Raw genomic sequence first — 23638 nt, forward strand, 5'->3', positions numbered from 1 at the left:
ACAGTGAGCAATATAGTGCCCAAAGAAATTTCCCAGCGTGCATCGGTTCTTCAGCACGTCAGTCAAAACGTACGACGGCTGCGGCTGCTCGCACAGCTCAGTCAAAGCGCGCTGGCGGAGTCGTCCGGAGTCAGTCGCCGCATGCTGGTTGCGATAGAGGCAGGGGAAAAAAATGTCAGCCTGAGCACGCTTGATCGGGTAGCCGAAGCCCTGAATGCCGCCTTCAGTGACTTGATTCAGGCCCCCGGATCCCCGGATCCCGGACGTATTAATGAAGTGGCCTGGAGCGGCTCCGTTGCGGGTAGCAAGGCCGTGCTACTGGCCAAGGCTGCCGCTACAAAAGAGGTCGAATTGTGGGAGTGGCGTTTGGAGCCGGGAGAGGAATACGTATCAGAGGCTGATGCAGAAGGGTGGAGCGAGCAGTTGTACATTATTGAGGGCTGCTTGACCTTGGTGCTGGATGACCAGGAGCTGTACTTTAATGCCAGTGATTTTTATACCTATGCCAGTAACAGGCCGCATACCTACCGAAATGCAGGCGATGCTGTTCTGCGTTTTATACGAAATGTTGTGATTTGAGGCAGGTGGCGGGACTTACGTCCCGCCGAACCAGGCGGCTTGATAGGCAGTTGCTCGCAGCAGTGCCAGTTCATTAGGTTGTGCTGTCACAGCCGAGTATGTGCTGAATGGGGGTCAGCCCGAGCTACTGCCCACTTGATGCTGCCTGGAACATTTCGGTTTAGCGGATGTTCTTGATACTGCCTTTGTTGCCAGTCACAGTGACATTCACTTTTTTGAAAATGAAATAGTCTTCAACTGACACCGCATAGCGTGGTGCAACAATCAGATCAGAGCCTGAGCTTTTAACTGCTTTGTAAGCGGCAGCGGCTTTTGTCGCAGAAACAGGATCAGGCAGGCTAAATGCAGGCGCCTGGCCGCCGTAAGTGACGCCATCGGCGAATTCGCTGTCACCACTGATTTTCAACACGCCGAACAGAACGTTCGATGTGGATTGGCCTGTAATTTCGGCACCCACTTCAATTTTCGCTTTCAGGTCAGCTGTAACAGTACCGGCAATAGGAGCGTTGGGCTGGCTCACGTTATGGCTCATGCAACCGCTAGTGGCCAAAACTGCTGCGGCAATAGCCACGGGCATCCATATTTTTTTCATCGTAAAGCTCCAGTAAAGGTGTCGGTCCGTTCGTTAACGGCGGCGAGACTTTACGTGAGAGGCTCTTGCAATAAAGTCGGGCAAATCCTGCTAGGTTGAGGGCAGTCGTGACTCTATTGGGTAGGATTTGTGCCGTGCCCTGTAACAGCACCCTCATGGCGACAGGTGAATAGATGTATGAAAGTGCAGGTCTCGGATGTGTGATCGTAGATGCGGGGATTTACTACCTGCTCTCTATCCCCGGCGGCGTAGCTTCAGGTAGAAACAGCACCGGATTGAGGAGCTAAAAATTATTAGAATTCAGGGGGTTGCCAGCTTCTTTCTTCTAGTACATAATGCGCGCCATCAGCACGGCACACAGCCTTAACAGCTGAAGAATCATAGGTTTACAGCATTACGATTTATTTTGTACCTGACGTTTTAAATGTCATGTACAAATGGCCGAGTAGCAAAATGGTTATGCAGCGGATTGCAAATCCGCCCACGCCGGTTCGATTCCGGCCTCGGCCTCCATATTGAAAACCCCGCAGAGCACGGTCTGCGGGGTTTTTTATGCTTGCAAGAAAGAGGTAATGAGTTCCGCATTTTTGGCAGGTGTTCCGCATGTTGGTTTGAATGAGTCCCTGCAGTTGCATCGATGCAGCGCGATGCACTCGCAGCTGTTTTCTGGAAATTCCGGGTGTGTGCCAAAGTCCGCGCACTGGATCTACTGCCTGTCTGGGCTGGCGGACGGATCGACGCAGACGAACAGGAAGTAGGCGAGGTTTCACTGAAGAACCATCTGACAGAACCGGCTGGCATACAGCAAAAAAGGTAGGTGCTAAGTTCAGCGCTTTCCTTTGAGAGCATGAACGTGCGGCCTATCTATATAAAAACGTTGAGTGCATGTGTCGTCGTAGCGGGCCTTGGCCTGTTGGTCGCATTGTTTAGCTATTACCGTTTTGGCAGCAATCCCCGGTTGGCTTTCGGGGTTCTGGAGAATTGCGAAGCAGCGGTTCTGAATCTGGTGCGCGCACCTTTAGACATGAGGTTACTCAGCGCGAGGATCTTCCCGGAGGGCTTCGATACGTTGCCCAAGACGGACACGGATGCATTTGAGGTCAAGTCTCGCTACAAAACCTTGGTTCAGCGGGGCATGGCGACCTTTGTTTACCCTGCAGTCAAGCTTGCGTTCAAGGTGGGCAATAACGTGGGGGCTCCACCGATCGAAGACGTGACTTGCCAATACGCAGGTGTCAGGTACATGGATGGAACGCCCCTGAACATGCGTCTGATGTACGTTGATCTGGGCCCCATTTCCATCAAAAACCCGTTTGTGTACGCAGACAGTTTTGACGGATGGCTCAGACAAGGCCTGGAGGAGTGGGTTGAGTTGGACGACATGACCCCGACCGCCCATTGGAAGCACTTTCTGGATCAACGAATCAAAGTGCTGGAATGGGACGATAGCGCTGGCAAAGAGGTCGCAGCCTTGCGGCCTTGAACTTCGTTAAGGCGGCCAAGATGGCTGGGTGGGTTACCACGTTCTGAATCCAACCTCTGCATGAGCCTGATGAAGTGCTCTTACCGGGCGCGCCGCAATTATCCAGACCAGGTTTATAGATCATTCAGATCAACGCGCATGGCGTGCAGGTTGTAAGGATCATCGCGACTGGCAGTACCCGAAGCCTGAATTGGCTGGCTTTAGAGCCCATTTGTCATCAGACGCTGCCAGCCACGCTGTGTTTCACTGCCCACAACCTTCTACCTAAAAGCCCGACTTGCAGCGGCAAAGAGCGGAAGTCGTTTGGCGAGCTTCGTTTTTTTCTCTTGAGTGGGCCTTGTTCACTCTGGAGCAGCGGCGGTCAAGTCACTGCTGGATTCAGCGGCCATTTTCAAGCGATCCGCTTTGCAGATGTATTTAGGCTTATTTTTGGGAGCCAGTTTGGCGCTGGCTTTTTTGGCGTTAGCTTTCAAGATTTGGTTGATTTTTTTACGACGATTCATAGGTTTTGCTCAGTGTGTCAGTGTTGAATAAGTCAGTCTTAAAGGCTCAGGTACTTCCCTCTACAGGATGGATGTACCCACTGCCCAAGCAGAGGCGAGCCTTGCTGCCATGGTTTGGCCGTTACGCGTGAGGGATCTCGAACCAGGTTGCTGTGTCGCTGGTGTAAATATGCTTCTGTTTGCCGGGCTTGAAAGGTGTGTCCAGTGTGCCTAATGCCACGCTAATCCACCCGGCGCGATCCCCTTGGGAGCACGACCAGAACAACGTCGATCCGCACTGCATGCAAAACTCCCGGCTTACCGATTCTGATGACCGGTAGGCCTTGAGGTCTTCGGCGCCGCTGAGCAAGCTGAAGGCGCTGCGCGGCACGCTGCCATAGGACGCAAACGCTGCGCCATGGCCCTTGCGGCATTGGCTGCAATAGCAGTGACTGACTGCTTTAGGTTCGCTCAGCAGCTCGTAGCGGACGCAACCACACAGGCAGCTACCCAGATAGACCTTGTTCACGTGCATAGGGCCTCAAAAAACGCCAGCTTAACGACCTGCGTCGTGAGAGTCGACTGGCCCTTACGGCTGCGCAGGTTTTATCATGTGCCGCCATTTTCATCACAGGACCTGAACCCATGGATAAAGCTTTTCGCAACCCGCTCTTTCTGGTGGGGTTCGCCTTGGTCATCTGCGGCGGCACGTTTGCCCTTAATGGGCTGCTGACCGAGCGTACATTTCTCTACATGGCACCCGGACTGTTGATCCCGGGTGTCACGTTCATGCTGACGGGCTGGAAGCGGCGTAATCCGTGAGTGGGCTTGATTGTGGAGTGCCAGACGTCTTTATGATGCGCCCGCTTCTTTGATCTGCCCCCACAGCGCTGCCACCTGTTCTGCATTGGCGGCTTTGACCCGCGCCAAATCCACAGGGTAATCAACGCCAGGGTTCTCAGCGAATCGGGTGGCGGTGAACTGGCCATTACTGGCCCGCAGGATGTAACCCGTGTCCTGACACGCTGGCGACGCGAGGTAAACCACGCCGGGTGCCACCCACTCGGGTTTCAGGTTTTCCGGTGTTTGGGTCACACCCCACATTCTGGTTTTGGCCACGAGCGATACCGCGTTGACCAAAATGCCGTCCGGTGCGCCTTCCATGCTCAGGGCATTCATGATGCCCAATTGCGCCATTTTGCCTGCGGCGTACGCCACCAGACCGGTCTGCGCATAGCACTGATACATGGCGCGGTCCGACGTTGTCAGCACTATACGTGCAGCCGATGAGTGTTTGAGGTGAGGCCAGGCGTATTTACAGAGCCAGACCGGCGTATAGAGGTTGATGTCCAGTGCGCGGGCAATGAATGCCGCATCGGCCTGTTCAATGGGTTGGTAACCCACCCAACCGGCGTTGTGAATCACGATATCCAGTTGCCCAAACGCGTCGACAGCGGCGTCAATCAAGCCTCGGCAACCTTGCTCGCTGGAGAGGTCACTGGAATCACCGATCACGTGATATCCCTCAGCTTGAAGGGCTTGAGCTGCCTCTCGTGCGATGCTGGCGTCAGCCCCGTCACCCACATTGTCGGCGCCGATATCACTGATCACGACATTTGCGCCCAATTTCGCCAGTTCCCGGGCATAGACCCAGCCCAAACCACGGCCGGCACCTGTGACAATTGCGGTTTTCCCTGTGAAGTCCATAAACACATCCTCTTGATGACGCCTGCACCTTAACAATGCGGATGGGGCGGATCCACCCCGTCTCCGATGCTTTACCCGGCGCGACTGTGTATGCATGATGGCGCCCTTTGATAAATGCCGCGCAGGTCTGGCACTGGTTTTGGAAGGAACAACTGTTGAACCCCCACACATTGTCCATGCGCCTGGAGCGCGTCGCCGCACATGTTCCGGTAAACGCCCGGTTGGCTGATATCGGGTCGGACCATGCCTATTTGCCGGTGGCGCTGATGCGTCGGGGCGTAATCACAGGCGCAGTAGCCGGTGAGGTGGCGCTGACGCCTTTCACTGCGGCCCGGCGTACGGTTCAAGCAAATGATCTGGCCGACGCCATTACGGTGCGCAGGGCTGATGGCCTGATGGCGATTGAACCCGAAGACGCGATCACTGCCATTACCCTGTGCGGGATGGGAGGGGAGACTATCCGGGACATCCTTGAGCAGGGTAAGTCGCGCTTGAGCGGTGAGGAGCGCCTGATCCTGCAGCCCAATGGCGGTGAACACCCCCTGCGCCAATGGTTGATGGAAAATGGCTACCGCATCCTCTGTGAAGAAGTGCTACGGGAAAACCGTTTTGATTACGAAATTATCGTCGCTGCCCGTTCCGGCACGGTGAAGTACAGCGCGCAGGAGCTGTACTTTGGTCCGCTGCACATGCAAGCACGCAGCCCGGCTTTTCTTGCAAAATGGCAGCGTCAGCTGTGTCAAAAGCACAAGACTCTGCTCAGCTTGAGCCGGGCCCGTCTGACTGTCCCGGAAGAAAAAGTACAGGACACCGCACGCCAGGTGCGCTGGATCACTGACCTGCTGGCACAGGCGCAGAGCGCAGGCTAAAAAAAATCCCGCCGGTTGTTCACTACACCCGGCGGGATTTTTACGTCAGTGCCCGTTTCAGTCGTTGATACGGGGATGTTGCTGCACCAGGTTTTTGCGTTTGGCTTCCAGCTCGGCAATTTCGGCGTCGATGTCTTCGATTTTATGTTCGATGTTGTCGTGGTGCTCCTGAAGCAGCTCCTTGGCTTCTTCAATATCCGAAGCCGCCGGTGCGGCCCCGCGCAACGGTTTGTTGGCGGTTTCTTTCATGGTGACCCCGGTAACCAGCCCCACGATCGCGATCACCATCAGGTAGTAGGCAGGCATGTACAAGTTATTGGTGCTTTCCACCAGCCAGGCCACCGCCGTCGGCGTCAGGCCCGCGATCAGTACCGAGACGTTGAACGCACTGGCCAGCGCGCTGTAGCGGATGTGCGTGGGGAACATCGCCGGCAGGGTCGAGGCCATGACACCGATGAAGAAGTTCAACAACACGGCCAGCATCAATAACCCGGCGAAGATCAGCCCCAGCTTGCCGCTGTTGATCAGGTAAAACGCCGGGACGGCGAGGAAAAAAAGACCGACACTGCCGCAGATGATGAAAGGACGGCGGCCGATCTTGTCACTGACAAAACCGATCAGGGGCTGAACGAACAGCATCCCGACCATGATTGCAATGATGATCAGCACCCCATGGTTTTCACTGTAATGCAGGTTGTGCGACAGGTAACTGGGCATGTACGTGAGCAGCATGTAGTAGGTCACGTTGGTGACTGCTACCACGCCGATGCAGGTCATCAGACTGCGCCAGTGCTTGGTGGCCACTTCCTTGAAAGAAACCCGGGGGCCCCGTGCGAGACCTTCGCGATCCCCTTGTTCAAGTTTTTCCACGTGCTGCTGGAAGGCGGGTGTCTCTTCCAGAGCGTGCCGCAGATACAGCCCGATCATCCCCAGCGGCAAGGCCAGGAAAAACGGCACGCGCCATCCCCATTCCAGAAACTGCTCTTCGCCCAGAAGTGTGGAGATCAGCACCACCACACCGGCCCCCAGCACGAAACCGGCTATGGAGCCGAAGTCCAGCCAACTGCCGAGAAACCCGCGCTTGCGGTCAGGCGCGTACTCGGCCACGAAAATCGACGCGCCGGTGTACTCACCACCCACCGAAAAGCCTTGGGCCATCTTGGCCAGCAACAGCAGGATCGGCGCCCAGATACCAATCGTGGCATACGAGGGGATCAAGCCAATGGCGAACGTGCTGAGGGACATGATGACGATGGTCGCGGCCAGGACTTTCTGTCGTCCGTATTTGTCACCCAGCGCACCGAAGAACAGTCCGCCCAGGGGGCGGATCAGGAAGGGAACCGAGAACGTGGCCAGCGCTGCGATCATTTGCACGCTGGGAGACACATCGGGAAAGAACACCTTCCCGAGCACATAGGCAACAAAGCCGTACACGCCGAAGTCAAACCACTCCATTGCGTTGCCCAGTGCCGCAGCGGTAATCGCTTTACGCATCTTGGCGTCATCGACAATAGTGATGTCCTGCAATCCGATTGGATTGACCTTTTTCTTACGAGATCTCATGCAAGCCCCTTTATTAGCTGATCTATCCTTTTAAAACCGCTAAACCCCAGTCGTATGAAGGGTAGACGCGTTTTGCCAGCGCCGAATGCTATCGTTCTGCTGGCACGCGCTCTTGGGGATGAGATACATGCAGATACGAAAAAATTCACCGAGTGGCGGATTTTCTTTTGCAATCAGCGTTATGCGCAGGGGGCTGCTAAAGGAAATGAACGTGAATGGTTTTTCAGGCGTACAGAAGCGGCCTGCATCAGCGGCCGCTTCCATCACCGACAGGGACTCAGTATTAGCCTTTGGCTGCCATGGCGGTGACTTCAACACGCATGCCTTCGACGGCCAACGACGCGACCCCTACAGCAGCACGCACCGGCCATGGCTGGCTGAAGAAACGTTTGTACACCTCATTGAATGCCGCACGGTCTGCCATATCGGTCAGGTAGATGGTCAAGTGCATGACACGGTCCATAGAGCTGCCCGCACGTTCCAGGGCCACTTTCAGCGCTTGCAACGTGCATTCGCTTTGCTCAGTGATGCCGCCCAGTTCGAGGCTGCCATCGGCACGTGTAGGGATTTGCGTCGAAACCATTACGCCACCAAAGCTGGCGACGTCAGACGAAATGGATTCAGGATCAGGATCAGGGGTAAAAGTCAGTTCGTTATGGGCCATGAACACCTCTGCTTGAACGGGTAAGGGTGGCGGCATTGATCGCAGCCACGGCGAAGGCGTGCAGTGTACAGACCTGCGCGTTTCCTAAAAACCTGATCGGGCACACCTGTTAATCCTTAACTATGCTCGCCAGAGCTTGTTTAAACACACCACAGGTTATTTGCGGGAAGGGACTGAATGATTTCTGATTGGGAAATGTGCATACGGCTGCTGTCGGCGGCTTTTCTCGGCAGTTTGATTGGCGTTCAGCGCGAACACCTGTTTTGGACGGCAGGCCTGCGTACGCACATGTTGGTGTGTGCGGGGGCGTGTTTGGTGATGATTGTGTCGGCGTTTGGATTTCAACAGGCGCTGACCATGCCAGGCACGCAGCTGGACCCTTCGCGAATTGCCGCACAGGTGGTCTCGGGGATCGGCTTTCTGGGGGCCGGTTCGATTCTGATGCGCGGTGAGGTCATCAAGGGCCTGACCACGGCCGCCAGTTTGTGGGCGGTTGCTGCCATCGGCCTGGCCGTGGGCGGCGGACTGTATGTGTTGGGCACTGCGGCAACCTTTTTGATTCTGATCATCCTGATCGCCATTCGGCCCATGGAACGCGTGCTCAGGGATATCGTGCAAATCCAGGTGGTCAAGCTGGTGGCGCCGTCCAATACGCTGTCGTTAAGTCAGCTGGAGCAGCTACTGGGTGAGCGGCCCAAAAAAATCAGACAATTCATCGTTGAGCAAGGCCCGGTCAAGGACACCGAAACAGTGACCATCGAGTTCCGGGGCGTCACCCGTGTGGTCGCGGACCAAATGATCAAAGAGATCCTTGGCGTTACAGGTGTGCGCGAAGTTCTGGCGCCGCATTGAGGGTTTTCCGGCGACAGACAGGGAAGGACGGGGTAGCGCGGGCAGGGTGAGCTGCTGGAGAATGCCGGGCTTTCGCGCACCGTTGTTTTCTTTTGATCCGTACAAGGCCTCGACTTCTCATGGACAAGCTTGACAGGGCAATTCTGCACATCCTGCAGACCGATTGCACACGTGCGGTAGGAGATATCGCCGAGCAGATCGGTCTTGGCACGACGGCCTGTTGGCGGCGCATTCAAAAACTTGAAGAGGCCGGAATCATTCGCGGTCGGGTCGCGTTGCTGGATGGCAAAAAGCTGAACGTGGGGGTGATTGTTTTCGTGTCGATCAAAACCACTCAGCACAATGCCCAATGGCTCGACAGCTTTCGCGCTGCCGTGGCTTCGATCGAAGAGGTGGTCGAGGTTTACCGCATGGCCGGGGACACGGACTATTTGTTGCGCGTTGCAGTGCCTGATGTGGCCGCCTATGACGCCGTCTACAAACAGCTTATTAAGGTCCCCGGACTGTCGGATATCAGTTCCAGTTTCTCCATGGAGCAAATCAAGTATTCAACCAGCCTGCCTCTGCGCTACGCGCCATGAGCGCCTAAAACCCATAGCTCAGTCCCGGTTTACGCCACAGCGACACACGGTTTTTGCACGGCAATGTCCAGCGCTCGCTGGAAGTCCAGCACCAGGTCGTCCACATGCTCAAGCCCGGCATGCACACGGATCAGATACCCCAGCGGTGCGGGGGTGTGCTGACGGACCGGGTGCCCGACGGGCACAACAAGACTTTCGAAACCGCCCCACGACAGGCCAATCCCGAACAGCTTGAGGTTATCGAACAGGCGCGCCAATACCGTCGGGTCTTGCGTGTTGACCTCTATCCCGAACAAGCCGCTGGCCCCCAGAAAATCGCGCGTCCACAGATCATGGCCGGGATCGTTGGGCAGTGCGGGGTGCATGACGCGGGTGACGAGCGGGTGCTGTTCAAGGCTGCGCGCCAGCGTGACTCCATTGCTCCAGTGGCGTTGCAGGCGCACGGGCAATGTGCGCAGCCCGCGCAACGCGAGGAACAGATCATCAGGACTGGCGGTCTGGCCAAAATCATGCGCCCCGGCTTTCAAGAGTGGCCAGGCCCGTTCATTGGCGGTGGCCACGCCGAGCAAGGCGTCCGAATGCCCCACGATGTATTTGGTCGCCGCCTGTATGGACACATCCACGCCATGCTCAAAGGGCTTGAAGTACAGCGGCGAGGCCCACGTGTTATCCAGCAGTACGAAGGCACCCACGCTATGGGCCGCCTGGCAAATGGCCGGCAGGTCGCAGACTTCAAACGTCAGTGACCCCGGCGACTCTGTAAACACGACGCGGGTAGTGGGGCGCAGTTGGCGGGCAATACCCGCTCCGGCAGCGGGGGCGAAGAACTCCACCTCTACGCCAAGACGGGTCAGTACCGTGCTGACAAACGTGCGCGTCGGGCCGTAAATGTTGTCGGTGATCAGCACATGGTCACCGGCGCTGACAAACGCCAACAGGGCATGAACGCAGGCTGCCAGGCCTGAGGGGAATACCAGGCTGGCATGACCGCCTTCCAGCCCGGCCATTGCATCTTCAAAGGCGCGGGTGGTCGGTGTGCCAAAACGGCCATAGTTGGCGTACGGATTACCGTCCTTCTTGCTCGCCTCCCAACTGTTGAAGTCTTTGGCCAGAACGGTAGACCCCCGAAACACCGGCGTATTGATGAGTCCGCCGTACGCTTCGGAATCTCGACCGCAATGCAGGTAGTGGGTGGCGTCATGCATGGGCGTCTCTCCTCAATGAACGTAGAGGAATGATACGGACGCTCAGTGTGTTTCATTTTGCTTTTATTTCTGTTTTTTGGGCGGTTATTAGATTTTATTTCTATCAGTTGGTGGATTAAAGGATTTTATTTTGATGGATTATTTTCCAGGCGAAATATTGCCCGCTTACGCTCGCAGGAGCAGTAAACGGGCGATCCCTTACGAGGTGTGAGCGAGCGCTTGTCTTAATCGGTTGGCTCTGCCTGGTAATGCAGCAAGCCTCCCGGCTGGCAATTCAACGCGCAGCAAATGGCTTCCAGCGTCCCGAGCCGAATACCTTTGACCTTGCCTTGCTTGAGCAGTGAGAGGTTCTGTTCGGTGATGCCGATGATCTGCGCCAAATCCTTGGACTTGACCTTGCGCGTCGCCAGCATCACATCGAGTTTGATTTCTATGGGCATCTTGACCTCTTAAACAAACGGCTGATTTTCACGTGCCAACATGCACGCACGATGCAGGCTACGGGCCACAATCCTGACACTTGCCCAACACGTCTGCTGATTGGTGTTCGAAGTATTCCCCGTTGGCGTAAAACTTGAACAATGCACTCAACGCCACCAGCCCCTTGGCCAGAATCAAAAGCGGAATACTGGACAGGACAATGTCGCCTGTAATCTGCCACCAGGGCATCTGATGGATATTGGCGTCCAGCGTTTCGGTCAGGGCCGTGAGATTGAAACCAGGTCCATACAGATTCATCACGTCCGGAAACAGCCAGTAGGCAATATTGGAAAGCAACATGAGGGCGACCAGGCCCAGCGTCGCCGTTGCAAGGACTTTGCTGTATTTCGCCAAACGAACTGTGTTCATTCAGCAATCCTTCTTGTGTGGGAAATCTTGTCGGGGGAGTAGAGGTGTATCGGGTAGCGGCCAGTGGGCGACGGCGGCATCATGAACGGAGAAAAAACCTGTTATTTCAGGGCGGATTTACATGGCCTCTCGTCGTAATTTCCTACAGATAAATTGACCTTCGGCCCGCGGCGCAGTTAACTGTATGAACATACAGCTAACAGAAAGGCGAGCGTCATGGGTTTCACGGTTTTGGGTCCTCTGGCTGAAGGTGGTGTTCGCCGTCCGTGGTGTTCGTTCAAGGTGCCGGCCGGTTTTCCCTCGCCTGCGGCTGACCATGTCGAGAAACATATCTCGCTCGATCAGGCACTTAATATTCGAGCGGCACACGTGTACCTGGTCACCATTGACGGCGACAGCATGCAGGACGCGGGGATTTTTTCCGGGGATCTGGCCGTGGTGGATCGTGCCATTGAAGCGGCCCACGGCCATGTGGTGGTGGCGCTGCTAAATAATGATCCGATTTGTAAACGCCTGTGGTTGAAAGGCAGCACGGTCATGCTGGTCTCTGACAACCCCAAATACCCCAATCGCTACATCATGGAAGGTGATGAGCTGTCGATTTGGGGCGTGATCACCCACACGGTGCGCAACCATGGCCACTGAACCCCGGCCGGTCTTTGCCCTGATTGACTGCAACAGCTTTTATGCAAGCTGTGAGCGCGTGTTTCGGCCGGACCTGGCAAAGGTGCCGATCGTGGTGCTGAGCAACAATGACGGTTGCGTCATTGCCCGCAGTTATGACGCCAAACCGTATATCAAAATGGGCGCGCCTTATTTCCAGATCAAACAGCAACTGGAGCAGCAGGGGATCATGGCGTTCTCTTCGAACTACGCGTTGTACGGCGACATGAGTGAGCGGGTGATGAGCCTGATCGAAGCTCAAGTCCCTGCCGTCGAGGTGTACAGCATCGATGAAGCCTTTGCTGACATGACCGGCATTGCGGATGTCACGCAGGTCAGTCGCCAGTTGCGAAAGCGCATCCTGCAATGCACCGGTATCCCGGTGGGGGTCGGTATTGGTCCTACCAAGACCTTGGCCAAACTGGCCAACCACACGGCCAAACGCTTGCAGGCGCACACCGGAGGCGTGGTCAATCTGTGCCCGGATCACGAACGGGCCTGGACGCTGCGCAATACCTCAGTGTCGGATGTCTGGGGGATCGGACGGCGCATGACGGCGCATCTGGAGGGCATGGGCATTGTGTCGGCGATGGACCTGGCGCGGGCCGACCCGTGGACGTTGCGTAAAAAATTTAGCGTGGTCATCGAAAAAACGGCCCGCGAGCTGGCGGGCACCCCGTGCCTGGAGCTGGACGAACCCGATCCGCCGAAGCAGGAAATCTGCTGCAGCCGAATGTTCGGCCGGCGTCTGACAGCCATCGAGCCGATCAAAGAAGCGGTCGCGACCTACATGATGCGCGCCTCGGAAAAACTGCGGGCGCAACAGTCTTACTGCCACAAGGTGCGGGTCAGTATCCGTACCGGCATGTTCAACCCGCACGAAGCCAAATACGCCAAAGGCATCGTCGTGACGTTACCCTATCCCTCCGATGACGTGCGTCTGCTGACAAAAACCGCCGTCGACGCCGTGGAGCATGTTTTTCAACCCGGATTCAACTACAGCAAGGCTGAAGTCATGCTGTTGGACTTGCGTCAGCCCGGCGAGTTTTCCGATGACCTGTTTGCCCTCAATCAGCCCGCCGAAGCCTCACGGGTGATGGCCGTGCTGGACCAGATCAACAACCGCTGGGGCCGGGGAACACTGCGTGCGGCAAGCGTACCGGCCCATCCTGACTGGGGCATGCGCCGGGATTTGATGAGCCAGAGTTACACCACGCGGCTGGATCAGTTGTGGAGAATCTCCTGTCACTGAGCCCATAGCCAGCCCGTTACATACAATCCAATGCCGAACGAGAGGTGCGTGGCCAGGCTCCTGAGTCGCGCCAGTCGTGGGTGCGGCGTGTTTGAGGCGGCAACCCCCATCCCCAGCGCCGGCTGCATGATCAGCCACGGTGCTGCAACACTGAGTACGCCCACCAGCAGTGCCGGCACCAGCGTTGGCTGATAAAGCCAGCGCTCGCCTGCGCCCGCCAGCAGCACCGCCGCGAAGGCGACGCCCGTCAGGTAATGAAACAGCCAGCCGGTCAGTCGCTCATGCCGTACCGGTTGAGCGCGGCTTATTGAATCATGGCGAAATCGGCCCGAAGGCATATGCCCCAGCCAGCGGCCAACGAACCGATAGTCAAGCGATGGCACGTTGAATAAGCGCCGGCGAAGCAGGGCGACGAGATCCATGAAAAGCGTGGCCCCCAGGCCAAGCCCCGTGGCGTTTGCAATCCACTGCGCAGTGTCCATGTCACGTTCCCCTTGTCGGCCAGGTAGCGAGTTGTTTGAATGGCCAGTGTGCAAGTTCAAGTCGACTTGAGGTCAAGCATGAAAGAGTTCGGCATTAGGGAAGTCGCGAGGCGTTCGGGGGTTCCGGCTTCGACGTTGCGCTACTACGAAGAAAAAGGGCTGATCCGTTCCGCGGGACGACGGGGGTTGAGCCGGGTATTCAAGGCAGATGTACTGGATCAGCTCGCGTTAATCACCTTCGCGCAGTCGCTGACGTTTTCATTGGAAGAAATTGCCCCCATGCTGGCAGCCAATGGCCATGTCACCCTTGACCGGCAGTTACTCACCCGCAAAGCCGATGAGCTGGACCGTCTAATGGCCAAGCTCGCCGCAGTACGCGATGAGCTGCGCAGTGCAGCGGCCTGCCCAGCGGGCAGTCACGGGCAATGCCCCAGCTTTCAGCAGCGGTTAAAAGACGTTTCCCGTGAAGATGTATGGCAGGTCCCGTTTGGCTTTTGAAGGCAATGAAGCTATCTGGCAAGGAGCGCAACCTTATGAACCCACGCGTCACCCCCTGTGCAGTGCCGCCGGGTACGCTGATCAGCGCCCACGTTGAAGGCGCGCAATTCGTTAACAGTCAGCGCACGTTCACCCGGGAGGCAGAACGCGCAGCGTTAAGCCACCTGTTGCATCTTATGGCGGCCACGCCGGGCTGGATCGACGCACTGATGACGACGCGCAATCGTGTGGTCAAGCTGTTGGGGCTCAAAGACCTCGGCCGATTGGGGCATATCGATTTGAACCGGGAAGAAAGCACCTATCAGGTGCATGACCGGCTTGGCATCTTCACCTTGCTGGCCAACACCCCCAATGAGGTGTTGGTCGCAGACAAAGACAAACATCTTGATGTGTACGTGTCATTGAGCCGCTCTGACGTTCAAGTCGACGGCACGCGAGAAATCGTAGTGGCCACCGTGGTGCATACCCATAACCGTCTTGGCCGCCTGTACATGCTGCCGGTCGCTCCGGTTCACCGGTATATCGCACCTTTGATGCTGGCGCGTATACCGGGTTGATCCGGGGGTGGGGCTGTTCAGGCGGGTGTCGGGTTGAAGGCAGGCAATTCGCGCCACGGCAGAGCAGCCCATGCGCCAGTACGGGGCGCGAGCAGTTGATTTAATAAGGTTTCATTGAAGCGCTGACCCAGCGGATCGGCCCGGAAAGCGGCTATCCATTGCTGACGACCGTCAATGAAGGCCTTGCCCAAGTCTTCCCAGCCCGAAAAACACTCCTGGGCGCGTTGCGCATTGAGCAACAACACACGCCAGGCCGTGTCCTGCGGTACCCAGTTCAACAGCATGATGCAACGCATTAAAAACGCCGTGCGGATACAGGCAAATGCCATGGCCGCGCGAGGATCGTCAGTGGGTGATAAGTGCTCAAGATCCAGGCCAAACCAATGGCGCTCCAAGGTTGCATCCAAATGGGCACGCACTTCGTCATCCGTTGCGTGGCTGCGAAAACCCAGTTGATGCAAAAGTGGCGCTCTGAGCGCAGCCTGAATCTGTTCGACAAAGCCGGTAGTGCCAGCGTCATAAAACCTTGTCAAGCCCACCGCATCCACCATGGGCTGTGACAGCATCAGCGCCCAGTGTTTGCGTTGAGTGAAAGCCTTTTCAGGCAAGGCTGGCGGGCGTCTTATACGCCACACGATCAGGCACACGCACGCAATAATCAAAAGAGTAGTCATGTGAAATTTCTCACCTTATGGATGCCTGCCAGTCAATGATGGCCGCTGCGTGCCCGGAGGACAGGCCGACCCAAGGTACTCCTTCGGTGGTGAAGTGCCGGTTATCCGACAGATCGGGTGGGCTGAGGGGATCGAGTACGTGGCGTGCGGCGTACCTGACCGACGGAGCACCGGGCGCGGCTCGCTGCAACATCTCGACCTGTCGGGCAGCGACCAGCCATTGCGTCATGGCCGATGGCGATTCGAGCCGAGAGAACAACTGCGGGTAGCGCGCCACCAGTTGCGTTTGGGCGGTCGGGTCGTTTACCTGTTCGAGGCGTAACCAGCCCGCCTGGGTGCGTACCACACCGATGGCAATACAGTCTGGTGGTGACTGTTGATCAGTGCCCAGCGCGTTCAGACACATTAACAAGGGTTGCAGGTAGCGCTCCACGGGCGGGCGATTCTGTTTCCCCTTGACTTGATCAACCGTCAAATCGCCATTGGCCTGTACCGTCAAACTGACGGTGATGTGCGGCTGGCCTTGAGCATCACGCAAACTGAACAGGCGCATATGACCTTGTTCGACAGCATCGGCGTAATGCCCGCCATAGCCGCCAGTCAGCGCTTTACGATCGGCGAACTGCCCGAGGCAATGGCGCATGACATAGCTTTCAAACGCCATTTCGGTGCGAAGTGCATGGCTGTCGGGCAGCAGCTCAACCCAGGCATGGTCTGTACACGTCACGATACGACCCAGCGCATCGAGCTGACTGGTGCGCCAACCTTGTGCCGTGCGGGTTGTCATTTGCGCGTGCTCTTTTTCCCATAGCATCAGCGCTTGAGGGCAGTTGATACGCTCCAGTTTTCCTTCAAGGGGTGTTCCTTTGCGTGCCGTCAGAAACTCGACCAGCAGGGCTTCCTGTTGCAGCAGTAACGGATCTGCAGGGGCAACCCAGACCAGTGGAACGTTATTGCCGGACGCATTGAAAAACCGGCTCAGCCAGGGCGGAGCAGGGGTTGAGCCCAATACTGCCATGCTCTCTTCCAAAGAGTGGAGGCGACGCGCCGGCTCAAAATTACTCACTAAATGGCGATAAAAGTGGTTCTGCAGCCAGGCGCGAATCGAAGCGGTGTCCCCCCGTTCGCCACTTCGTTGAGTAATACCCTGTTTGAGTTGATCTGCATTAAGGGCGTTACGTGCAGCGTACGGCCCGCGAGAGCCAGGTGGCACTATTTCCATACTTGCCACCACCGTTTGTGTGAGGCTTTTTCTGCGCGTTGCAAGCTGGCGAGGGTGTTTTCAATCGCTGGCCAGTCCGGATCTACCCAGTCTGCCTCGGTGGGTGGCGTGACTTGAATGCGCAAGTAATACTCAATGGCCTCGGCATTGCGACCCAAGTATTCAAACATTTTGGCCACTTCGAGCATCAGCGTGATCATGTTCGCGGCCTCGACGCAGCGCGCATAACGCAACCACAAGCCATAGGCGTTGTCGGGGTAGGTCTGGGCCAGGAAACGAGCCAATGCGACGCGGGTATGCAATTGGGACACAGACAGTTGTTGATCACTAATGCCCTGTTCTTGCTGGCATTTAAGCAGGCGTTCTACCCAGATCAGAATTTCGCCACTGCGATTCAACATAAGCAGGGCGTAGGCAACGTCACAACTATAATCGTCGAGGTCGTGGCGGCTGTAGCCGTAGTCCTGGGCGTAATGCCAAAGCTGTTCGGCAGCGTCTATGAGGGCCAGGTAGTCATCCTGTGCGCGGTAAACATTCAGAACTCCCTGGTAGTGCTCCGCGAACGGGCTGGACTGAATACCGCGCCGGTGCAGGTCGAGGCACAGGTCATGCGTGGCTGGGTTGCGCGTGCATCTGTATAGAATCGCCAGGTTGTTGCAGAGCATGGAGTACAGGTGCGCGCAAGCATCGTACGGGTGCCCGGTGCCGCAGGCGAAGTACTGCTCCATGCGCGTACGCCCTTGTTCATAAGCGTTGATCTGAGCGCTGGCCAACAAATCTGACGCTTCTTGACGCTCTGTTGAAGTCAACGTTTCAGCCTTTTCTTCGACCAGGCGATCGATGGTCAAGGCGTAGTTATAGGCATGCCAACCACTGGCCAGAACAGGCGTCGGCTGACGCAGTGCTGCAATGACGCCTTCAACCTGCACGTGGGCGCTAAAAAGGCTGAAGGCGGTGCGGTTGTCTTGCAACGAGCCATCGCGTACAGCCTCCTGCAACAGCCTGACTTGTGTGGATGCTTCAATAACCCCCGCGGCGTAATCATGCACAGAGGCCAGCCGCTTGATCCAGTGATGATCGGGTGCGCGACGCTGTGCCTCAGCCCGGGCATGCGCAAACACGTCGCTCAGCAAGTCTGGCTCGCGAGCGGCCCGGTACAACAGGGCGAGGAGGGTAGAGGGCTCGACGGTGCAGTGTTCAACAGAGGGCAACGCGGCCGAAAAAGCCTGCAATGTTTCGGGGCTATCACAAGCCCGCATCACACACAAAGGCCACCACACGCGTTGGTCGTCCGGATCTTGAAGGCGATCGTGAACCAAGCGCACCGTACCGGGCCATACCTCGGTGCGCTGGTCATACACATCGATAAATGCGCGATACCCTGCGGCATCGATTTGCCCGCTCTCCACCAACCAAGGCAAGTGACACTCGATAAAATTATTGCTGGCGTCAGAGTTCAGGCTTAATGACGCAGTGGCGCAAAGGCGCAGGGCTTGATCCAGCTCGCCCTGGGCGTATTTCGAACGCGCGGCCAGGCGCGCCATGCGTACTTCCCATTCGCGTTGTTGAGGCGCAGGCAAATGTGCAATCAGGCGGCTGATGGGCTGTTCGAACATGGCCAGTCGTAAAGGGATGATGGAAATCAGCGCATTGCCCAGCCACAGCCAGTCAGTGGCATCCACGCTCTGTTCGGGGCCGGCCGTGCGCAGCGCAGCAACCGCTTCCAGTGCGGCCTCACGGGCTGGCTCATCGTCATTAAAGGAAGCCAGCACCCGCGCTCGGCGTTGCAGACGATCCGCCATATCCCAGGCCTGTACGGTAGCGCGATCGGGATTGGACGTGGCCAGGCTGTAACGCACCTCGATAGCTTTGAGCGCCACTTCAAGGCTGCCGCATTCAAGTGCTTCAAACATGTGATGGTGACGATAGTGTTCCACATCGAAATTCAGAGAGCGTTCAGCCATTGCCGCCAGTGTTTCAAGCTGCTCAAGAATAGCGCTGTCGTCATTCAGATAATTGGCCAGCCGCAAGCGCAGCATGATCAGGTTCATCGCCAACTCAGGCTGTTGTGAATCCGGCACGCTGCTCAATAGCGCGGCAGCGTCATGTTCCAACACGGCTTTAGCGGCATTCGAGTCCCCGGCGTTAACCCAAAGCACATGCAGACGCTCTATCGCGTCCAATGAGTCTGCTTTTAGCGGCTGAGCCCGCAATGAGGTCAAAAGGGAACAGCTATCGCAATCTTGATATTGCGTGTCCAGCCGGTCCATGAATTGATCCAGCTCGATACCGCTCAGTGCATTTAAATTGGTCACACTCAACTCCATTTGAAAGTTACGGGTGCACTTGGCGCCCCTTGGCGCACTCCAAGGGGCGCAGGGGGCAATAGTTTCAGCCCTGCTGTTGGGTCTCGGTTGCGTCGTCTGACTCGCCGCACAGGTGTTCTGGATCGGTAGGCCATAACACCTTGCCGCTGCCATCGATCACTTGTTGCACGTCGCATCCTACCGTTCGGGTTTCAAAACCGGGGGTCCCGTCCAGGCTGTACAGGGCGCGTAAGCTGCGGGTCTCATCAGATGGCGTACCCTCCAGCTCATAGGCGAAGAGGGCGCCACGCTGTTCATCGATAACCACTTCTTGCCAGTGGGCGGGTACCAACAATTTGCCATTGAGGTCATACAACGCGGTCGTTGCCAGGCGGGATGTATCAGTCCATGCACGGATGAAACGGCCACTTTTATCCAGCGTAAGCGCGACGTATTGCCCGGGTTCAATCAGCACTTTGCCTTTGGCGTCCATGAGCCCCAGCGTTGCCAATTGATTGGCCGAACCCAGGAAAGTAATGGTCTTTTTCGGCGAATCAGGTTTTGCGAAAACAAACCGATCAGGGGTCAAAACACCGATCTGTGCATATTCAGGCTTGAACAGCTCAACCCCTTTATCGGTGTCGAACAGGCCGAAGTAGACGGTGAACATGTTCTGTAAGTTACCGGTCTGGGTAAAGCCCGGAACAGACGTGAGCATCCCCAACGGTGAGTGCACTGCCGGTTCTGCCGAATCGAAGCTTGGCTGAATGAGCCACTCTCCTGAACGTGCGAGAAAGCCATATTTGCCCTTGTTTCCATCGTCGCCCACGGCCTTGACCAGTGCGCCTTTGTGACCAAACACCTCGCAAGCGTCGTAGCTCGGCGCGATGGCAACCTGACCTTTGAAGTCCAGATAGCCGCAGAGGCTGTCGAAGTTCTCCTTGAAGGCCACCAAACCGTCGCCAGGTACGCCCATCCAGTCATACTTGAGCTCGGTCAGTAGCGTATTCGACGCGTCTGCCAAGCCTTTTTTTCTGCCCTGTGAAACGACGAAATGCTCATTGGCGTATTCAACGAACTTGTCGAAGCCGACAGACTTGAGCTCGCGTGTTTGCAGGTTGATTGCCCAGTTCTGGCCGTCACGTTCAGCACTCACCCAACCGCCCGCCAGGGCACTGTCTTTATGGGTCAAGAGCGAGTCGAAGAGCGGGGCTGTGATCACATGCCCCTCAGCGCTGAGCAGACCGTATTTATCGTCCAGCCCGTAGACGATGTACTGGCCTTGCGCAGTCCCGCCGCCGGGATAGATATCATCATAAGCTGGCGGTTGCACTTCATTGCCTTGCTGGTCCATGACACCCCACTTGCCGTCACGCTCAAATCCGAAAAAACCGGGTGTCAGCAAGCGCAGCCCCTCGGTGAACGCGGGTTTTATAACCTGTGTACCGTCGGCATTGGCCACGTTCCATTGACCGTCTTCGGCATAAATGAACGTGCTATTCAACGGCACTGAGAGGGCGACGGCATAGGTGTTGTCGCCGTTGACTAACACGGAGCCCTTTTGGTCCAGCACCAGACACTCACCGTTCACACACACGGGGATCACCATGGCAGCCAAAGGGACAGCTAAGGGCGGGGCAGTGGAGTGGGGCGCAGCGTCTTCATGACAACCCGCCAGAAATAACGCCGATAACGAAAGCGCCACAGGCATAAGGCGAGCAATGAATAGTTTTTCCATGACAACACAAGTCCTTGTGAGGGTAAATCAGATGCCTACTGACTGATAAATAAGAAAGTGCGCATCTATTCGCATTGAATCCAACTGACATTCATCGCGTCGACAGCCCAACAATCAATAGGCTGTCGAAACGATTAACCACTTTTAAACAGCGTGGTTAAAGGATCAGGTTCATTTATTGCTGAATGGATTTCAGACCTAGACGCAGGCCTTCATCGGCACTTTTGCACCACGCCTCGAGACCTTGAGGGGCATCGCTGATATTCACCAGTTGGCCATCACTGCCCGGAATCTTGCCTTGGCGCCCGGCTTTCTCTATCGCGTCACCTGAGCTTTTATCGAAAGTAGCAGGCATGTTGCTGACGTAATCCACCATCTTCTCGGCTTGCACAAGACTGTCTTTCTTCAAGTGGCTCTGATCGACACAGTAGGCGATCAATCCCGACATGGAACGACTGGTGTCATAAATTTGTTTGAGGGTTGCGGCATCAGGCATAGCCGGGGCAGGGGCCGCTTGAATCACAGAGCAGAACGAAGCGGAGGCAGCCAATAACACGGTCGAAAGTTTGATGTGCATGTTTAGTCCATTAATGTTGATGCAAGTTTAAACTTGCAGGGGTTAAGTCTGCCCAGTTCCAGAAAAGCCCGGGCAGATAAAAAGCACCACAGCGTCAAACTGGTTCAATGCTGAAGTGCCGTGTCACTATCGTGAGATGAACAGGCTGTTCAACGGCTTACAGCACCTTTCGGGCCGCTGGCAATGAGCGCGGCCCCACAGGCCGTCTTCATCCCGTCGAGCGCAACTGCGATGCCGTCTACGGAGTCAGTTGCGCTGCCCTCGACAATCGGAAAAATCCCTTTGCATAAAGGGCAACTAACCTTATGCCCGACCCCCGCAATCGGCTTGCCGTTGAGATCAGTCCGGGAAAATGCTTCAAGAACGACGCCCCCATGGGTGGTGGTATCGCCTAGGCGAATGATGTCTTTCATTACACTCAATTCCTTCTGGTTTTTACACATCGAAAATACAAAATACTCAATGCATCCTCTGGATAACGTTACGGTGCTCCCATTTTTCTGCACTGTCACGCCAGGTATTTACGCCATTCATTTTAGGCGTGCCGTTTTCCAGATTTAACACGTATTGGTAACGCTGTTTAATACCATGAAATTTAATTGCTTCAACCGTCCCCTCTGTGCCGGAGCAAGTCTCGGTATCGACTAAAACAGCCTGATCATACTCAGGATGCCGCCCAATACCTAAGGTTTTGAGTCGAGCAGCGCCAGGAATATTCAAGCTTTCTGCACTGGTTTCTTCAGAAAAACATTAATCAACTGTGCCTTCGTACCAGCGTTAGCATGACGGCTGTATTTAGTATTGTGTGTGTAATGTAAGATTTTTCTTTCGGCATGAAAGGCTGCTTCCCGCACGATTATCTGATTTTTAAATGTTTTAACCCTCTCTGCAGGTGACATTGTTTTTATCTCAGTTTCAGCAGCTACTAGAGCGTGGGTTGAGACACATTACAGACGCCAATCTGGCTTGATACAGAGCCGAGTGGGGAGGGGTAGAGTTCTCATCATTGATCGGGGCCTTACTGACAAACCGCCTGTTCCGTGGATCATAGTACCTATACCGGTTGTAGTGCAGTCGTGTTTCGTGCCTCTAGTACTCTCCTATTTACAAAGTCGAGCGATAGAATTTGTGGGTTAGCATATATCAGCAAGAAAGGCTAACGCATGAATTCAGATATTGCTTTCTCAATGTCCGATAATAAACTTTCTTTTTGAATCAGCTCTCCCAGTTTTTCTGATTTTTCAATCATTAGATCAAGGCAGTTCAGTACGCCTATCACAATATTTTTTTTGATCTCATCCAAGTCCGTACTCGACCATTGCGACTCAGAAAACACAAGATCAACTGTCAATGCATTAGTTTTTTTCAAATACCTCAAGCGCTCCGCTCCTTGAGACTTAAAGTTGCACAATTTACCGGACACTCGAAATCCTATTGCGAATTTTGAAATGGTTTTAAGATGCCCTTCCTGAATATTTCTATCAAAGCACTCATTCAGTTTTTTTTGCATGGGCCAAAAAATATCACTCGCCCTAGGTTCCCCATACTGCCCACTTATTAGAATCTTCATGCCTACTTAATTCCTTGATGTTTTTGAACTAGCCCATGGTTCTTTATTAAGTGGACCGGGAAAACGCTCTACTAGCCGTCGCTCTTGTTTGAGTATTTCAGAACGAGCACCAGTCCGGTATATTTTGAGCCGACCACCATCTAAGACTGTAGTGGAGTACCTAATATTTGGATTTTGGGATATCCCCCATTTTTCAAAATTCCCATCCGCATCAAATCGACCATAAAGTGCTGCTGTCGCCTCGCTGTCTTTACTATTGCCATGCAATTTTTTAGTCGGATCTGGCGCTTCCGGGCAGCGTCTGGCTGGATTGGCTCCCGGCGTATTCGCGCAGCAGGTTGTCCATCAGGGTGTTGCGCTTGGGGTCGTGGTCGAGTGGACGTTGGACCTGTTGGTTTTTTTCATCCAGCAGGTTGCTGGCCGGGTAGAAGGCGAAGGTTTCAACGCCCAGGCGGCTGGTGGCGTTGAGCAGTCGGCCGACCGGGTCCCATTGTTGGGTCTGCAGCAGGTGGTTGCCTTGGTGGCGGGCGACTTCGCGGTGCAGGTCGTCGCATACGGTGTTCATGCAGCAGGTCGCCAGCCGGATCATGGAACCATGCAGGCGGCTGTCGACGTTGGTGACCATGATCAGGTGGACGTTGCCGTCGCCGGCACAGGTTTCGCGTTGTGAGGC

29 protein-coding genes, 1 tRNA gene and 1 pseudogene are annotated in these 23638 nt (G+C 55.7%); 11 read left to right on the top strand and 20 right to left on the bottom strand.

What is annotated here, in order from left to right; genetic code table 11:
- The first annotated feature begins 15 nt into the window (after window positions 1–15).
- Complete coding sequence (locus V6F78_RS03015) at window positions 16–579, top strand: helix-turn-helix domain-containing protein (RefSeq protein WP_047294070.1); 564 nt, start codon at window positions 16–18, stop codon at window positions 577–579.
- A gap of 160 nt (window positions 580–739) precedes the next feature.
- Here the strand turns inward: V6F78_RS03015 and V6F78_RS03020 are convergent, their stop codons facing one another.
- The gene (locus V6F78_RS03020; protein WP_332726592.1) at window positions 740–1171 is read right to left on the bottom strand and encodes a hypothetical protein; all 432 of its coding nucleotides are present in this window, start codon (window positions 1169–1171) and stop codon (window positions 740–742) included.
- Between the two features lie 439 nt (window positions 1172–1610).
- Between V6F78_RS03020 and V6F78_RS03025 the strand changes: the two genes are divergently transcribed.
- Window positions 1611–1684: transfer RNA gene (locus V6F78_RS03025), tRNA-Cys, on the top strand.
- A gap of 511 nt (window positions 1685–2195) precedes the next feature.
- On the top strand, window positions 2196–2654 hold the full coding sequence (locus V6F78_RS03030) for a hypothetical protein (RefSeq protein ID WP_169840244.1): 459 nt from the start codon (window positions 2196–2198) through the stop codon (window positions 2652–2654).
- Window positions 2655–2995: 341 nt separating this feature from the next.
- Here V6F78_RS03030 and V6F78_RS03035 read toward each other — a convergent pair whose 3' ends face one another.
- The gene (locus V6F78_RS03035) at window positions 2996–3157 is read right to left on the bottom strand and encodes a DUF2986 domain-containing protein (protein WP_070411743.1); all 162 of its coding nucleotides are present in this window, start codon (window positions 3155–3157) and stop codon (window positions 2996–2998) included.
- A gap of 121 nt (window positions 3158–3278) precedes the next feature.
- Window positions 3279–3665 carry a GFA family protein gene (locus V6F78_RS03040; protein ID WP_169840250.1) on the bottom strand — a complete coding sequence of 129 codons (387 nt, stop codon included), beginning with the start codon at window positions 3663–3665 and terminating at the stop codon, window positions 3279–3281.
- Between the two features lie 116 nt (window positions 3666–3781).
- Between V6F78_RS03040 and V6F78_RS03045 the strand changes: the two genes are divergently transcribed.
- Window positions 3782–3958, top strand: coding sequence for a hypothetical protein (locus V6F78_RS03045; RefSeq protein ID WP_169840245.1), 177 nt, complete (start codon window positions 3782–3784; stop codon window positions 3956–3958).
- 30 nt (window positions 3959–3988) lie between these two features.
- Here the strand turns inward: V6F78_RS03045 and V6F78_RS03050 are convergent, their stop codons facing one another.
- Window positions 3989–4843: an SDR family NAD(P)-dependent oxidoreductase gene (locus tag V6F78_RS03050; protein ID WP_332726593.1), complete on the bottom strand. Its 855-nt coding sequence runs from the start codon at window positions 4841–4843 to the stop codon at window positions 3989–3991.
- Window positions 4844–4998: 155 nt separating this feature from the next.
- On the opposite strand from V6F78_RS03050, the gene V6F78_RS03055 reads away from it, so the two are divergent.
- Window positions 4999–5712 (top strand): tRNA (adenine(22)-N(1))-methyltransferase, encoded by a 714-nt coding sequence (locus V6F78_RS03055; RefSeq protein WP_047293954.1) that lies wholly within the window; start codon window positions 4999–5001, stop codon window positions 5710–5712.
- A 57-nt stretch (window positions 5713–5769) separates the two neighbouring features.
- On the opposite strand, the gene proP is transcribed toward V6F78_RS03055, so the two are convergent.
- Together proP and V6F78_RS03065 are read right to left on the bottom strand one after the other, a co-directional pair.
- Window positions 5770–7275 (bottom strand): glycine betaine/L-proline transporter ProP, encoded by a 1506-nt coding sequence (gene proP, locus V6F78_RS03060; protein ID WP_047274506.1) that lies wholly within the window; start codon window positions 7273–7275, stop codon window positions 5770–5772.
- Window positions 7276–7558: 283 nt separating this feature from the next.
- Window positions 7559–7939, bottom strand: a complete 381-nt coding sequence (locus tag V6F78_RS03065; RefSeq protein WP_047274820.1) for a RidA family protein — start codon at window positions 7937–7939, stop codon at window positions 7559–7561.
- Between the two features lie 177 nt (window positions 7940–8116).
- On the opposite strand from V6F78_RS03065, the gene V6F78_RS03070 reads away from it, so the two are divergent.
- Both V6F78_RS03070 and V6F78_RS03075 read left to right on the top strand, forming a co-directional pair.
- Complete coding sequence (locus tag V6F78_RS03070) at window positions 8117–8791, top strand: MgtC/SapB family protein (RefSeq protein ID WP_332726594.1); 675 nt, start codon at window positions 8117–8119, stop codon at window positions 8789–8791.
- A 119-nt stretch (window positions 8792–8910) separates the two neighbouring features.
- Window positions 8911–9372, top strand: a complete 462-nt coding sequence (locus V6F78_RS03075) for an Lrp/AsnC family transcriptional regulator (protein WP_047274512.1) — start codon at window positions 8911–8913, stop codon at window positions 9370–9372.
- A gap of 29 nt (window positions 9373–9401) precedes the next feature.
- Here the strand turns inward: V6F78_RS03075 and metC are convergent, their stop codons facing one another.
- The 3 genes from metC to V6F78_RS03090 all read right to left on the bottom strand — a co-directional run bounded on the left by metC (window position 9402) and on the right by V6F78_RS03090 (window position 11426).
- On the bottom strand, window positions 9402–10577 hold the full coding sequence (gene metC / locus V6F78_RS03080) for a cystathionine beta-lyase (protein WP_047293849.1): 1176 nt from the start codon (window positions 10575–10577) through the stop codon (window positions 9402–9404).
- A gap of 224 nt (window positions 10578–10801) precedes the next feature.
- A complete protein-coding gene (locus V6F78_RS03085; RefSeq protein ID WP_095008815.1) occupies window positions 10802–11017 on the bottom strand; it encodes a helix-turn-helix domain-containing protein in 216 nt (71 codons plus the stop codon).
- 58 nt (window positions 11018–11075) lie between these two features.
- A complete protein-coding gene (locus V6F78_RS03090; RefSeq protein WP_052959396.1) occupies window positions 11076–11426 on the bottom strand; it encodes a hypothetical protein in 351 nt (116 codons plus the stop codon).
- A gap of 216 nt (window positions 11427–11642) precedes the next feature.
- Between V6F78_RS03090 and V6F78_RS03095 the strand changes: the two genes are divergently transcribed.
- Together V6F78_RS03095 and umuC are read left to right on the top strand one after the other, a co-directional pair.
- Window positions 11643–12071, top strand: a complete 429-nt coding sequence (locus V6F78_RS03095; protein ID WP_047274521.1) for a LexA family protein — start codon at window positions 11643–11645, stop codon at window positions 12069–12071.
- The gene (umuC, locus tag V6F78_RS03100; RefSeq protein ID WP_094991098.1) at window positions 12061–13341 is read left to right on the top strand and encodes a translesion error-prone DNA polymerase V subunit UmuC; all 1281 of its coding nucleotides are present in this window, start codon (window positions 12061–12063) and stop codon (window positions 13339–13341) included. The genes V6F78_RS03095 and umuC overlap by 11 nt, the downstream gene beginning before the upstream one ends.
- On the opposite strand, the gene V6F78_RS03105 is transcribed toward umuC, so the two are convergent.
- Complete coding sequence (locus V6F78_RS03105) at window positions 13335–13823, bottom strand: DUF2938 domain-containing protein (RefSeq protein ID WP_047293846.1); 489 nt, start codon at window positions 13821–13823, stop codon at window positions 13335–13337. The two genes, umuC and V6F78_RS03105, sit on opposite strands and share 7 nt — an antisense overlap.
- Window positions 13824–13901: 78 nt before the next feature.
- Here V6F78_RS03105 and V6F78_RS03110 point away from each other — a divergent pair, with 78 nt between their 5' ends.
- Together V6F78_RS03110 and V6F78_RS03115 are read left to right on the top strand one after the other, a co-directional pair.
- Entirely contained in the window at window positions 13902–14321 is a 420-nt protein-coding gene (locus V6F78_RS03110) for a helix-turn-helix domain-containing protein (RefSeq protein WP_047293844.1), read from the top strand.
- 35 nt (window positions 14322–14356) lie between these two features.
- Complete coding sequence (locus V6F78_RS03115; RefSeq protein WP_332726596.1) at window positions 14357–14878, top strand: DUF2867 domain-containing protein; 522 nt, start codon at window positions 14357–14359, stop codon at window positions 14876–14878.
- A 17-nt stretch (window positions 14879–14895) separates the two neighbouring features.
- On the opposite strand, the gene V6F78_RS03120 is transcribed toward V6F78_RS03115, so the two are convergent.
- The 10 genes and pseudogenes from V6F78_RS03120 to V6F78_RS03165 all read right to left on the bottom strand — a co-directional run.
- Window positions 14896–15552: a DUF1266 domain-containing protein gene (locus tag V6F78_RS03120; RefSeq protein ID WP_047274532.1), complete on the bottom strand. Its 657-nt coding sequence runs from the start codon at window positions 15550–15552 to the stop codon at window positions 14896–14898.
- A gap of 10 nt (window positions 15553–15562) precedes the next feature.
- The gene (locus tag V6F78_RS03125; protein WP_332726597.1) at window positions 15563–16570 is read right to left on the bottom strand and encodes a hypothetical protein; all 1008 of its coding nucleotides are present in this window, start codon (window positions 16568–16570) and stop codon (window positions 15563–15565) included.
- 194 nt (window positions 16571–16764) lie between these two features.
- Window positions 16765–19089 (bottom strand): hypothetical protein, encoded by a 2325-nt coding sequence (locus tag V6F78_RS03130; protein WP_332726598.1) that lies wholly within the window; start codon window positions 19087–19089, stop codon window positions 16765–16767.
- Window positions 19090–19165: 76 nt separating this feature from the next.
- On the bottom strand, window positions 19166–20818 hold the full coding sequence (locus V6F78_RS03135; RefSeq protein WP_332726599.1) for a WG repeat-containing protein: 1653 nt from the start codon (window positions 20816–20818) through the stop codon (window positions 19166–19168).
- Between the two features lie 175 nt (window positions 20819–20993).
- Complete coding sequence (locus tag V6F78_RS03140; RefSeq protein ID WP_052893255.1) at window positions 20994–21395, bottom strand: hypothetical protein; 402 nt, start codon at window positions 21393–21395, stop codon at window positions 20994–20996.
- Between the two features lie 149 nt (window positions 21396–21544).
- Complete coding sequence (locus V6F78_RS03145; RefSeq protein WP_047296758.1) at window positions 21545–21808, bottom strand: PAAR domain-containing protein; 264 nt, start codon at window positions 21806–21808, stop codon at window positions 21545–21547.
- A 46-nt stretch (window positions 21809–21854) separates the two neighbouring features.
- Window positions 21855–22115: a hypothetical protein gene (locus V6F78_RS03150; RefSeq protein ID WP_332726601.1), complete on the bottom strand. Its 261-nt coding sequence runs from the start codon at window positions 22113–22115 to the stop codon at window positions 21855–21857.
- 195 nt (window positions 22116–22310) lie between these two features.
- A complete protein-coding gene (locus tag V6F78_RS03155) occupies window positions 22311–22469 on the bottom strand; it encodes a hypothetical protein (RefSeq protein ID WP_306453101.1) in 159 nt (52 codons plus the stop codon).
- 82 nt (window positions 22470–22551) lie between these two features.
- On the bottom strand, window positions 22552–22965 hold the full coding sequence (locus V6F78_RS03160; protein WP_169859299.1) for a hypothetical protein: 414 nt from the start codon (window positions 22963–22965) through the stop codon (window positions 22552–22554).
- Window positions 22966–23278: 313 nt separating this feature from the next.
- Window positions 23279–23515 (bottom strand): annotated as a pseudogene (locus tag V6F78_RS03165) (hypothetical protein); the annotation flags it as partial.
- Window positions 23516–23638 lie beyond the last annotated feature (123 nt).

Origin of the sequence: Pseudomonas sp. ESBL9 (assembly GCF_036668715.1) — a bacterium.
Taxonomy (GTDB): Bacteria; Pseudomonadota; Gammaproteobacteria; order Pseudomonadales; family Pseudomonadaceae; genus Aquipseudomonas; species Aquipseudomonas lundensis.